Raw genomic sequence first — 12729 nt, forward strand, 5'->3', positions numbered from 1 at the left:
TTTACGGCAAACGCTGGGACATAGAAGTTTTCTTCAAAGTATGCAAGTCGTATTTGGCTCTGGCTAAAGAATACCAAGGACGAAACTATGATGCTCAGGTAGCCGCAACATCCATCGTATTTCTAAGATACATTATGTTAGCAGTTGAAAGCAGAAATACTCAGGATGATAGGACAATTGGAGAACTATTTTACTATTACAGTGATGAAATGGAAGATCTCAAACTTTCTCAAGCATTAGTATTGTTAATCGACACTCTCAGGCGTGTTCTAAGCAATTTTCCTGTCATAAGCCAGGAATTAGCCAATATGATTATGGATACTTTTCTTAGCACTATTCCACGGTCTTTCAAAGAACGATTGTTGTTTGCAACCTGATGTGTCAGAAAAATCATGGCTTTAACCATTATTTAATGGTGGGAAAGTTGAGTCATTTATTTAAAATACGCTCTACTTATACTTATTTATTATTGATGGAGGCACCATCCGCACGCGAGAATGAATACGTATTTGATTCTGAAATAACATTATTGAGGCTGTCGATCATCTTTAAAAGAAGCTTGACCGGCTCAGTCTCATTCTGGATTGATTTGGGCAAAGTGGCTGTTAAGACAGTATTACTTACATACTTCGTTTTAACCGGGGTATCATCAATATAAATCTGATAATCCGGTAGGAAGTTTTCTCCTTGAACCTGAATCACATCTTCACTCAGGCGAAGGACCTTTTCGATCTTGGGAAAACGTTCTCCAAGCAGGTACAAAGCATTCTGAACTGGTTTATCCCGTGGTTCCAGCTCATAGGCATACGCATTGCCAATCAGCGAATCATATTGCAGCATTTCATAGTCTGCAGATTCTGTTTCGGTGATTTTTTCATTCTGCTGATAAAGCGCAGCGGTCATAACGTCCGACCCTTTTTCATATAAGGAATAAAGAAAATCCGTCAGGGTATTTCCTTCTTTTTTGCTTTTTTCCAGAATGTAAGGCCCCAAAAAGCTCGAGGAAATACGGATATTTTCTTTATCTTTCGGGCTCGAGAAATTATCCCAGATGATAAAGGGCACCGTATATTTGTTTAAATAATCACTGTAATTATTCCGGTCCTGAAAAAAGTCAGCCTCTTTGTATACTTCCGAGCTATTGCCAAGCAAGGGCAAATGATCTCCGTAAAAAACGACAATCGTTGGTTCGTCAATCTTCTTCAGACCTTCAATCAAAGCTTTCAGGGACTGATCGACATCGGAAATTGTATTCACGTAGTTCTCCAGCAAGGTTTTACTTTTAGCCGAAAAGTTACCCTGGACCTGAATCGTATTTCCGGCATTAGGTTTCTCCGCATAGGGTCCATGAGCCTGCATCGAAATCGCATAGATGAAATCGGGTTTATCATTCTGTCCAAGCTGCTGCAGAATCTTCTTCGTAAGCTCCGTATCGCGGATATAAGTTCCTTTCTTCTCAGGATCTGTAAAAAATTCCTTGCTGATAAATTTGTCAAATCCCATCTCTTCGAAAACAATATTGCGGCGGTAAAACCAGTTATGGTAAGTATGAATTGCCGTAGCCTCATAGCCCTGCTTTTTGTAAATCGCGGGCAGGGCATCCATATCCCTGGTTGCGTACTGGACATACGGAATGATCCCTGCCGGGAGAAACTGGCAGGAATATCCTGTTAGAACCTCAAACTCTGTATTCACCGTTCCTCCGGCAAAGACAGGAACAACCATCTTTCCGCCTGAATAATTTTTTTGCAGATAATGAAAATACGGAATTGGATCTTCGCTGAAGCTTACTTCTTTCATCAGCGTCGGATCCCAGAAAGCTTCACTTTGCACATAGATGACATTTGGGGTGAAATCCGGATCAACCGTGTAATCAGTTTTGGTCTGAGTAATAATCTTTTCAATTTTTTCTTTTTGGTAAGAAGCCGGAGCATCATCCGAATAGGCTTTATAATTCATCATAAAGCCGATAATCAAGCCATTTTCTTCATAATTGGACTGCTGGCTCCAGTTTACAAGCCGACAGTTGAAGGTCTTTTGCATAGAAGTATGGGCAACCAGATTAAACAGCAAGAGAAAAGACAGTACCGCAATGGGGACTTTTTGAGCCGAAAGGTACTCTTCTCTTGGTATGTAACGAATGATCATGATGATCGCAGCGATGAGCAAAATCACGAGTCCCAACATAAAAGCGATCGGCATATCCTGAAAGCTCTGGGAAATATTCGCGGCTTCCTTCCCAAGGTTTAAATCCCAGGGCAGCAAAGGCTCTCCTCTTAGGAGTAGTTTTTCCCTGCTGACCAGTGCAATAAAGGAAAGGCCGGTTAGAATGACTACTGCAATGGACAGGTACAAACGCCGGGGCAAAAGATAAAAAGCATTAATCAGTCCAAACAGCATGGCATACGTGGCAATGAATTGATTCGGATAGTGTACGGACCAGACCAGCGTATCGGCGAGACTTCCGCGTGAGACCGTCTCAAACAATATTAAAACCATTAACGGAATTATAGCCAGAAATTTAGAATTAGACACTTTCTCCTCCATAGAATTCCTCATAAATTTTAAAGAGGATGTCCGTTGGACATCCTCTTCCCGCTTTGCCGTTAGACATCTGGTTTTCTGACCCTGCACATGCAGGTGGGAACCTGGACAGATCTTTCCATCTTCTTTTTACAAAGCATGATGTACACAAGCTGCCACTACTCAGTTCCCGAGAAAAAAATAGGATCAAAACCATGATAGTCCATACAAACAGAGCAGCATCATAGCTATTATAACACCGGGGTGAAGAAAAATCCTCTAGAAACAACTGGAAAACCAATATGTTTTAGCGATGCACTCTATCTTCTAAATCAGCAAGTCTGTCCAAAATCACAGAGATCGTCATCTCCTGGGTACGCACCCTCTGCCGCAGCTGTTCGACGAGACTGGACATATTCTTGATTTGATGCAGTGTCCCTGGATTCACCGTTCCATCATCCACTAAAGCAAGCGTTCTTGTTCTATTAGCGGGATCTTTTGAATTGGAATTCAATTTATTTAAGTACCTGATCTTGCCGTATCGGGTATTTCTGCCCTGGTTAATTTCAATAACCTTGTCGTCTTCCAGCACTTTCAGCGCTTTTTTCAGGGTAATACTTGCTACTCCTGTTTCACGTTGTATTTCGGAATAGGCAATCTCAAACTGATCTTCTTCATGTTTCTTGGACACCTTCTCGAAAAATTCCAAGAACTTATTGTACGTCTTATCTTTCAGCTTCAATGTTATTCATCCTTCCAAGCAAAAATAAAACAACCAAATAGTTTATTGTATTATATCATAAATTAATGATTATTTTCACTTAAATTGTAAAAATATATTAATTTTTTAAGAATAATATTAAGCCTGCTAAACTATTTCGAAAAATCAATAAATTATTTGTCTGTTAGGTCAGCTTGCTTAAGACCTCTTGCTTCATGGAAAAAGAATGTTTGTCGGAAGGAAACGCTCTGTCTTTGACTTCCTCGCAATATTTTTGAACAGCATCAACGATCAGGGGTTCAATCATTGCGTATTGTTTGACGAAAGTCGGTACAGTCTTGTCTGAAGCGCCAATCATGTCATGAATAACCAGGACCTGGCCGTCGCATTGATTCCCAGCACCGATGCCAATGGTCGGCACGGATATCGACTGTGTGATCTTTGCCGCGAGTAGCGCCGGTATTGCTTCCAGGACCAGCATAAAAACACCGGCTTGAGCCAGCATCCCGGCATCACGCAAAAGTTTGGAAGCGCTGTGTATTTCTGTTCCCTGGACTTTATATCCGCCCAGCAGGCCGGCCGTTTGAGGCGTTAAACCAATGTGCCCGACAACAGGAATCCCGGCTTTGGTCAGAAAGCTGACAATCTCGCGGTATTCCTCCCCGCCCTCGAGTTTAACAGCGTCAGCTCCGCCCTCCTGCATCAGCCTTCCGGCATTGCGCAACGCATCTTCAGGCCTCGCATAGGTCAGATAAGGCATATCCACAATCATGAAAGTATTTGGAGCACCCCGGCGGACAGCTTTGGCATGATGCAGCATATCCTCCATTGTCACTGGAACGGTTGAGTCATATCCTAAGACGACCATCCCAAGCGAATCACCCACAAGGATTACATCGACGCCGGCTTTTTCCATGATTCGTGCCGTTGGAAAATCATAGGCTGTCAGCATCGTGATCTTATTTTCCTGTTCGCTCATCTTTTTAAAATCTGGAATCATTTTTTTCATCGTGATCGCCTTCTCCCTAAACCTTCTTTATTTCAAACTTTGTCTAAGCTTTTAAGTCATAAGTTATATGGGCCAAGCATATGGTGTACAGAAATTGGAGAAAAGGGAGGCTGCCGTATGTCAAAATCGTTTCAGCTGTCGTTAGTTACCAAAGGTATAGCGCTGGCCATCGTCATTTCATTTCTGCTGACCGTTGTTCTGAGTCTGGTCTACTTTTTTACTTCGGTGCAGGAATCTTTCCTTTACTCACTGCTCGCTGCCGGAATTGGAGTACTCATCGCCAGTTTTTACATTGCGTATCAATCCGGAGCAAGAGGACTTCTGTACGGACTGGCTGTCGGAATCGGTTTTTTTGTGGTCACTATATTGATTTATTACATTTTCTATGCGGGTGATCCTTCTTGGAAAATACTGCTCGAGAAAGTCCTGATTAGTCCCATAGCGGGTGCGATCGGTGGGAGTATCGGAGCCGTGATGAAGAAATAACGCGGTCCATGTAGTGCGTTAAACCACTCTCCTGAACTATTCACCCTCCAGAACATGCTGTTGGGTGAAAAAACGGGACAAGTACGGCTGTTTCCCACTATACTGCTGGGTGTATACTCCTTGACTCTTTCCACCTAGGCCCTTGGCCTATCGCCCCCAGCTGGGGGTTTTCTTTTTTTTATCTGGCGAGCGCAAATTTGTTGATCCAGTTGACGATAATACGGTCTCCCTGATTCAGCTCGGTCGTAAAATGAGCTTCACTGCCATTGACCTGCATTTCCAGTTTTCCGCCCGAAATTGAGTTTTCAGCAAGATTGATATACGGAAATAGTTCCGACAAAATGGGCTTGCGCGAAAAACCTTCCACTCTGATTTCCATACCGTCTTCAATAGGCTCATCTTCCTGAATGACCCTTCCTTTGCAGTAGATCTTTGCTTCAAACGGCGGTAAACTGAACGCTTCTCCGTTAACCGTAAAAATCATCGGTTCGGCTTCCAGCGCCAAATCCCTGATCAATATTTTTTTTTCAAGAATATCGATACGGTCGTTGTTATTAATAACACAATCAATGGTTACAGCGTGACCATTGACGATAATCTCCAGATCCGATACCAGTTCCCGGGGCTGGTTGTTGACTTTGATTTTCTTTTTGTTGATTTTATTGATATTAATGCCTTTCATGGCCAGTAAATCATAGAGCGTTTCATTCATTTTTACAAGCAGGCTGCAGCCATCCTCAAGCCAGTCTTCTTCATTTGCCGGTTTATTGTTCAGATAGATGAACGGATTGAATTCCTCTTCCTTGCCATCCCAGATAATCTTCTTCGCTGTGGGCCGGGAAATGACATCTTTGACCTGCGCTTTGGCATCTTCTCCGGAATGACCCGGCCTAAAGGTGACCATGTCACCCTGACTAAGCCTCTGATCCAGCTTGGCCGACTGGCCATTGACTGTAATCACCGCTGGACTTCCCAACTCTCCTTTAATAACCTGAATCTCACCGTTTAGCTTATAGATCAGCGCCGATCCCGGACGTCCAAAAAACGTTTTCGGCTGGATGCCTGCTGCGAGAAGCCCTTCCGCCACTGTAGCAAGCTGCAGTTCAAACAACGGAATATTCGTGTTATTCACATTGACTGCATAATAATGGAGACCTTTATTATCCAGCGCGGAAATTGCAATTCCTATCGGCGTAATGACATCCGAACCAAACAAATCTTCTTCCTGGCCGGAGACCGCGGACAACCTTTCCCTGACTTGAATGCCGATTCTACCCCGGGAAAGATTAATCACCTTTGACAAAATATCTCCCATTAAAGGAGTAAGGCTACCTCCCCCGACCATGATCACAGCCTGGGGCGAACAGCTGTTATTCAGCAGCAGGATTTCTCCGCCGATCCTTTCGGCAATCACCTGAACGGTCGGTTTAATGACATCCAGTATTTCCTGACGTGTGACGGAGGACCTGGCACCGAAGAAATTGACGATGTCAATCAGGCTGTTTGGATTTGGATCGTTCCCGTTCAGCTGTTTTTTAATCCTTTCGCCTTCCTGAAAATCGACCAGATAATTGGAACAGATTGCTTCTGTGACCTCATCGCCGGCCATGGGCACCATTCCATAAGCAAAGAAAGTGCCTTCCTTGGTAAACGCAATATCTGCAGTCCCTGCCCCGATATCCACGAGGGCCAGATTAAGTCTTCTCATATCTCCGGGAATTGCGGCCAGTCCGGCGGCAATCGGTTCCAGCGTCAAACTGGCCATCTCAAGTCCCGCCCTTGCTAAAACTGCAATAAGGCCATCGACAACCGTTCTCGGTAAAAACGAAGAAATAACCGTAATTTCTGCTTTTTTCCCTCTCTGCCCGACCAGCGTTGTAATCTGCTGGTCTTCGAGCAGCTGCTTCACCGTACTGTATCCGACACAGTAGAATAGGATATTATCTGTCTCTTCAGCTGAGATTTTCTTCATGGCCTTTTGGACAGCTTCCATTTCCATGGCCAGGACTTCTTCCTGTTCCCAGTGTGTCGGCAGAACTTCCTCTCTCGTGACCGTCGCTGTTTCGGTACAAAGCGCCCTGCCTGCTGCAGCCACAGCCACTTTTGTCAATTTGCAGTTTAGTTTATGCTCAAGTTCATGCTTTACAAATGACACGGCTTTAGCGACTTCGTTCACATCGTGAACCTGTCCGTCATACATGGCTCTTTGCGTATGTTCGGTTCGCGCACTGGCTATGACTTCATATCCCGATACACTCTTTTGCACCACAAGTCCAATAACGACCCTGGTGCCGATATCAAGGGCAAAAACAGTCTCCACTTCTCTTCCCACCTCGCAAAGTTATATATCGTTAAATAGCCAGCTCGTTAGCCAGCTCATAGAGTTTACGGTTAAACATTTTCTTTTCCTTAAAAGCAAGTTCCAGTGGCCTGTCCACAATCTCATTTTGAAAATGTGAGATCATCACCTCAGATTTTCCCTCCATCAGTGCCTCAATGGCCTTGCCGCCCATCATTGCTCCGAGCAAAGAATCGGCTGCCGAGGGTGCTCCTCCGCGTTGAATGTGGCCGAGAATCGTCACTCGGTTTTCCAATCCGGAATAATTCTTTAAGCCTGAAGCAATTTCACGGATATCCCCTGCTCCTTCAGCACAAATAATAATACTGTGATTTTTTCCTCTCCGATATCCCCGCAGCAGTTTCTCACTAATTTCTTGAAGATCAAAAGGGATTTCGGGCGTCAGGATCGATTCGGCGCCAATCGCGAGTCCTGAGTGGAGGGCAATATCCCCGCAGTTTCTGCCCATGACTTCGACAAGAAAAGTCCGTTCATGGGACGAAGCGGTGTCTCTTAATTTGCTTACAGCCTCGACAACGGTGTTCACCGCCGTATCAAAGCCAATTGTTGAATCTGTTCCGGCAATGTCATTGTCAATCGTACCGGGCACGCCAATGACTTTGATACCCAATTCAGCAAGTTTTTTTGCTCCGCGGTAAGAACCGTCTCCGCCGATGACCACGAGTGCTTCGATTCCTTTGGCCTTTAGCTGGTCCGCGGCCAGACGTTGGCCTTCAGCCGTAAACATTTCTTCACATCTGGCAGTTTTCAGAATCGTTCCGCCGCGATGCACAATATCTGCAACTGAGCCCAGCTCCATTTCTTTTATTTCACCGCGCAGAAGCCCATCATAACCATGGAAAACCCCATATACCCGGAGATCATGGTAAATGCCCTTGCGAACAATCGCCCGTATCGCGGTGTTCATTCCGGGAGCATCCCCTCCGCTGGTTAAAACTGCAACCTTGCTATCCGCGCCCATAAGATCTCTCCTTTTCAGCATTATACAGTTTTTTACATAAAGTTTCAAACAACACCTGTTTTCTCTCCCGTATCTTTTCAGACTGATTTGTCAGACTGCCGGTGTTTTTTCGAAAATAGGATGCAATATCGCGATAGGGGTACTGAAATATCTCATGCAGCAGGAGATACACCATCTGCCTTGCTTCCACAATCTCCCCTTTTTTCGTACTTCCCAGGACTTTGTCTTTTTCCAAACCGCAGTATTCACAAACGATAGAAACGACGAGATTGGCCTGTTCTCCGATGCCGGGAAGGTGAAATAATTTTTCGGACTGAGGTACATGGATTTTCTCCTCCGCAAAGTTTGTCGGCTGAATGTCTTTTTTTAGCTGTTCAGCGATCTTTACAGCCTGCTTCATATTTTTAATACCGGAAAGAAGCGCCGGCTGGCAGGGCCGGATCTCCTGAAACAAATCTCCGGTAAGACGATATGCGATGAAATGCTCGAGCTCCTCGGCTGCCGGGTCCTTTAAATAGAGGAAAAATCCGCTTTTAAGCCTTGATGCAAACCGCTGGTTCAAAAAGTCAAAGTTGGGTGTACTGCCCTGATATGTAATGACCGTCTTTCCGCCTTGAGCCAGAATGGTATCTACTGTATGGAACAGTTCTTCAAGCGTTTTCTTCTTTCCTTGCAGCACATTAATATTATCAAGCAGGAAAAGGTCATTGGAACGCACAGAACGGCGAAAGCTGTTAAGGCTGCCATTTTGGGCCGCAAACGCAAATTTCTTAGAGAATTTATCCGCATCGATCAGGACAATCTTCACCTTTTGCGGTTTCATCTTTTGCAGGATACAATTCAGTAGCTGAGTCTTGCCCAGTCCTTCCTGGCCGGCAATTATCGTAACCGGGGGCGCCTTTTGTACTTCATAATTCTCTATGTATTGAAAAGCTAATTGGTTGAACTGGCTGATAAACACTGTTTAGAATACCCCCTGCGAGAAAACTTACTCACCAATTTTTTATGTTAGTGTCATGGAGGGCCACAGTTCCGCTTTAGGCGGAGCAGGATAGCTACCATAATTCAGCAACGCGGTACCAGGGAAGAATAAGGGTTAAGGAATATATCCCTAACCCTTGCCTAGGTTGACAATTTTAGCCATCTATCATTACACGTGCTCTGGCTAATATATTTCGAGATATCTGTCGATTTCCCATTTATGCACGGCGATGCGGAAGCTGTCATATTCTTCGGTCTTTGCTGCAACAAATCGGGAATAGATGTGCTCGCCAAGGGCATCTTTGATGACTTCATCATTGCTTAATAGCGTTAAAGCCTCTTTGAGATCTCCGGGAAGCGAGTCAATCCCCATCTCTTTTCTTTGCCTGTCATCCATGGCAAAAATATTCAAATCAACGGCTTCGGGCGGGTTAAGTTTCCGTTTGACCCCATCCAGTCCGGCCTTAATCTGGACCGCTAAAGCCAGATAAGGATTGCAGGAAGGATCCGGGCTTCTTAATTCAATACGGGTTGAAGAACCCCTCTTGGCCGGAATACGTATCAACGGACTCCGGTTGCGGCCCGACCAGGCAATATAGCAGGGTGCTTCATAGCCCGGAACGAGCCTTTTATACGAATTGACCGTAGGATTGGTAATCGCTGTGAAAGCCTTGGCATGCTCCATAATGCCGGCAATATAATGATACGCTTCGCTCGAAAGGTTCATCGGTCCTTCCGGATCATAGAAAACGTTTTTGCCATTTTTGAATAAGGACTGGTTGACATGCATTCCAGAACCATTGATCCCAAAGATCGGTTTCGGCATAAATGTCGCATGCAGTCCGTGCCGCTGGGCAATCGTCCGGACGACAAATCTGAAGGTGACCATTTTATCAGCCATTTCCAAGGCATCGGCATATTTGAAGTCAATCTCATGCTGTCCGGGAGCAACTTCATGATGGGAGGCTTCAATTTCAAAATTCATCTGTTCCAGCGCCAGAACCATATCTCTTCTGGCACTCTCCCCTAAATCAACCGGTGTCATGTCAAAATAACCGGCTTTATCATGGGTAATCAGGGTCGGTCTGCCCTCAGTATCGACATGGAACAGGAAAAACTCCAGCTCCGGTCCTATGTAACATTTGAAACCCATTTCTGAGGCTTCTGCCAGTACTTTTTTTAGTGTATTGCGGGGGCAACCGTTGAATGGCGTCCCGTCAGGATTATAGACATCACAGATGAGTCTCGCTACCCCACCTTCAGCAGGCCTCCACGGGAAGACGACAAATGTGTCAGGGTCGGGTCTCAGGTACATGTCCGACTCCTCAATACGCACAAAGCCTTCAATGGAAGAACCGTCAAACATCATTTCTCCGTCCAGGGCTTTCTCAAGTTGTTCTACCGGAATAGAGACATTCTTTAATACTCCGAAAATATCGGTAAACTGAAGTCTCATGAATTTTACGCCCTTTTCATACGCCTCTCGCAAGACATCTTCTTTCGTATAATTCAATTCTCAGCGCTCCCTTCAATTGTTTAAAATTTTTACTCCTACAATACCATGTCAACCATAAATCTTATATTTTAAATTTTATGGTTGACATGGTTCTAAATACTTTTTCAATGCTGGGTGAATATATAACAACTGACGGCTTTCCGTAACCGCAGAAAATCTTTGAATATCTTTCCCGTCAAATTGCTGCGAAAAAAACAGTTTAATCGTCGTCCTTTCGTCGTTTGTCCGCAATTCCACCTTATCAGGATAAAATAAGTAATTATACAGTTCATCGCGCCAGCTAAGCTGTAAATTTCCTGTGGAGATCTTGATAATACCAAATTTTTCCACGAGGATGTCCCCTATTCCGGAGAAACCCTGGGTGATATTCTCAGCTTCCACCGCCATCTGACCGGACTTAAATTTCAGGGACAGGATATGCTCAAGAATAAACCTGGCCGGCAAGGAGATTTCCTCTATCATCATCGCATACGCTTTGATTTCATCCTCCCACTGGCGAATTTTTTCGGCATAGGCCGACTTGATCTCCGTTAAATTTTGGGTTTCTTTTTCTAAAAGACAATAAATCCGTTCAAAGCTTTCAAGCAGAACCTGATCATGATGATTCAAGTGAACATCTCCACCTTATTTTGGCTTATAATCTATTCTAACCTATTCCCAATTTTTTTCACAGTCCTTTTTCGGTATATCAGAAAGTATAATTACATTCTGAAAGTTCTAAGCGATTTTACCGATAAAATCGGGAGGTCTTTTTGTGATATCTGATAGTCTGGGACAAATCCTGAATCAGCAGCTCAATTTCTTTTGTTTCATCCTGCAGCGACCTGGCGTACACCAGCGCGATCCAGCCGCAGCGTAGCGCTTCCATATTTTTGCCTTTCTTCATCAAAAGATTGGCAAGCTTTAACATCGCTTCTCCTTTCGGCAATTCCGGCTCGTCATAAAACCTTTTGCCGAGCAGTTTGTACAGATTCTCCTGAAATAAAGTATCCTCATAGCGGATAAGATATGTTAATTCCTCGCTGATTTCGCCGATCTTGGAGCTGTCACCAAAGAACTGAAAATACTTCAGAGCTTCCAGATACTGTTTTTTCGCCTCCGAGTAGTCCTGTTTCATAATCAACAGGATGGCCAGACTGTAATAGCGCACAGCAAAGCCGAATTCGCTTCCTTGATGGTATTGAATGGACAACTCAAGGCTGCTGATTGCTTCATCCAGCAATTTCAAACATTGAAGAAGATTACTTAACATGAAATAACTTTCACTGACTTCAGGATCACGGCCGTTTTTCAAATACAGCGCGACAACTCTCTGCTGCAAAAGCAGGGCTTCCGGCAACCTGTCTTTTTCAAAGTACAAGAAGGCGATATATTGCAGCGCATTAGCCAGAGAAACTTGTTCGCCTAACCTGGCATAGATCTTCGCGGCATGATAAAATCTTTTCTGCGCCGCAATTCTCTGCGCCTGACTGTAATAGATTTCTCCCAAACAGAGGTTGATCTCTGCCTCCCCACTCAGATAACCATGTTTCCGGCAGAGATTCTCGGCATGCAGAAAATTCTCTTCTGCAGCCTGCCACTCTTTAATTTTTATATAAACCTGGCCCAGATCGGAGTACAAGGCCGCTAAACGCAGGGATGATGCTTCTCCCGGATAGTCCCTGATAGCCTGCTTATATAAATAAATGGCTTTGGCATTCTTCCCCTGGCTGAAATAAACACTCGCCAGTCCGGCCCTGGCTTCAGCAATCCCCTTATTGTTATGCAGCTGTTTGCAGTAGACCAGTGCCCTTCGGAATCCAGCTTCGGCATCATTAAATTTGTTATTTTTCACCTGGACCGTTGCTAGCAAGCGCTGGGAAAAAGCGATAATCACCGGCATTTCCAGCGCTTCAGCCTCGAGAAGGCTTATCTGCAGACTTTTTTCAGCTTCTTCAGTGTTTCCTTCACCCAAGCATTTGATTCCATTTTCCAGATACTTCCTCCATACTTCCAGTGTGGTCTCCATGGTATCCCTCCTGAATTTTCATCAAAATATATGAATTTTCTTCACAATACCTGAATTTTCTTTACAATATATGAGTTGGGGCAACTTCATTTGGTCTATAATATGCTATACTGAATCTAAGGGAGCAAATCGGTGCTATGAATGTTTTTGCTCTTGAAAAAATGA

Annotated in this window: 10 protein-coding genes, 1 other RNA gene and 1 pseudogene; 2 read left to right on the plus strand and 10 right to left on the minus strand. The window is 44.4% G+C overall.

Annotation, left to right across the window (positions count from 1 at the left end):
• A pseudogene (locus A7D23_RS16015) lies at positions 1-377 on the plus strand (IS4 family transposase); the annotation flags it as partial.
• 82 nt (positions 378-459) lie between these two features.
• Here the strand turns inward: A7D23_RS16015 and A7D23_RS06005 are convergent.
• From A7D23_RS06005 to panB, 4 genes are all read right to left on the minus strand, one after another.
• Positions 460-2535 carry an LTA synthase family protein gene (locus A7D23_RS06005; RefSeq protein WP_242871505.1) on the minus strand — a complete coding sequence of 692 codons (2076 nt, stop codon included), beginning with the start codon at positions 2533-2535 and terminating at the stop codon, positions 460-462.
• A 53-nt stretch (positions 2536-2588) separates the two neighbouring features.
• Positions 2589-2769, minus strand: a non-coding RNA gene (ssrS, locus tag A7D23_RS06010) — 6S RNA.
• A gap of 61 nt (positions 2770-2830) precedes the next feature.
• Positions 2831-3265: a hypothetical protein gene (locus tag A7D23_RS06015; RefSeq protein ID WP_019225985.1), complete on the minus strand. Its 435-nt coding sequence runs from the start codon at positions 3263-3265 to the stop codon at positions 2831-2833.
• A 163-nt stretch (positions 3266-3428) separates the two neighbouring features.
• A complete protein-coding gene (gene panB / locus A7D23_RS06020; RefSeq protein WP_019225984.1) occupies positions 3429-4253 on the minus strand; it encodes a 3-methyl-2-oxobutanoate hydroxymethyltransferase in 825 nt (274 codons plus the stop codon).
• Between the two features lie 117 nt (positions 4254-4370).
• Between panB and A7D23_RS06025 the strand changes: the two genes are divergently transcribed.
• Positions 4371-4739, plus strand: coding sequence for a TIGR04086 family membrane protein (locus tag A7D23_RS06025; RefSeq protein WP_019225983.1), 369 nt, complete (start codon positions 4371-4373; stop codon positions 4737-4739).
• Positions 4740-4917: 178 nt separating this feature from the next.
• Here the strand turns inward: A7D23_RS06025 and A7D23_RS06030 are convergent, their stop codons facing one another.
• The 6 genes from A7D23_RS06030 to A7D23_RS06055 all read right to left on the minus strand — a co-directional run bounded on the left by A7D23_RS06030 (position 4918) and on the right by A7D23_RS06055 (position 12564).
• Positions 4918-7059, minus strand: a complete 2142-nt coding sequence (locus tag A7D23_RS06030; RefSeq protein WP_019225982.1) for a cell division FtsA domain-containing protein — start codon at positions 7057-7059, stop codon at positions 4918-4920.
• Between the two features lie 31 nt (positions 7060-7090).
• Positions 7091-8059 (minus strand): 6-phosphofructokinase, encoded by a 969-nt coding sequence (gene pfkA / locus A7D23_RS06035; RefSeq protein WP_019225981.1) that lies wholly within the window; start codon positions 8057-8059, stop codon positions 7091-7093.
• A complete protein-coding gene (locus tag A7D23_RS06040) occupies positions 8046-9020 on the minus strand; it encodes a DnaA/Hda family protein (protein WP_019225980.1) in 975 nt (324 codons plus the stop codon). Before A7D23_RS06040 ends, pfkA begins: the two co-directional genes overlap by 14 nt.
• Positions 9021-9224: 204 nt before the next feature.
• Complete coding sequence (glnA, locus tag A7D23_RS06045; protein WP_019225979.1) at positions 9225-10553, minus strand: type I glutamate--ammonia ligase; 1329 nt, start codon at positions 10551-10553, stop codon at positions 9225-9227.
• A 78-nt stretch (positions 10554-10631) separates the two neighbouring features.
• On the minus strand, positions 10632-11165 hold the full coding sequence (locus A7D23_RS06050) for a hypothetical protein (protein WP_019225978.1): 534 nt from the start codon (positions 11163-11165) through the stop codon (positions 10632-10634).
• Between the two features lie 118 nt (positions 11166-11283).
• Complete coding sequence (locus A7D23_RS06055; RefSeq protein WP_019225977.1) at positions 11284-12564, minus strand: tetratricopeptide repeat protein; 1281 nt, start codon at positions 12562-12564, stop codon at positions 11284-11286.
• Between the last annotated feature and the right edge of the window lie 165 nt (positions 12565-12729).

It is taken from the genome of Dehalobacter sp. TeCB1 (assembly GCF_001707455.1).
GTDB classification, from domain to species: Bacteria; Bacillota; Desulfitobacteriia; order Desulfitobacteriales; family Syntrophobotulaceae; genus Dehalobacter; species Dehalobacter restrictus.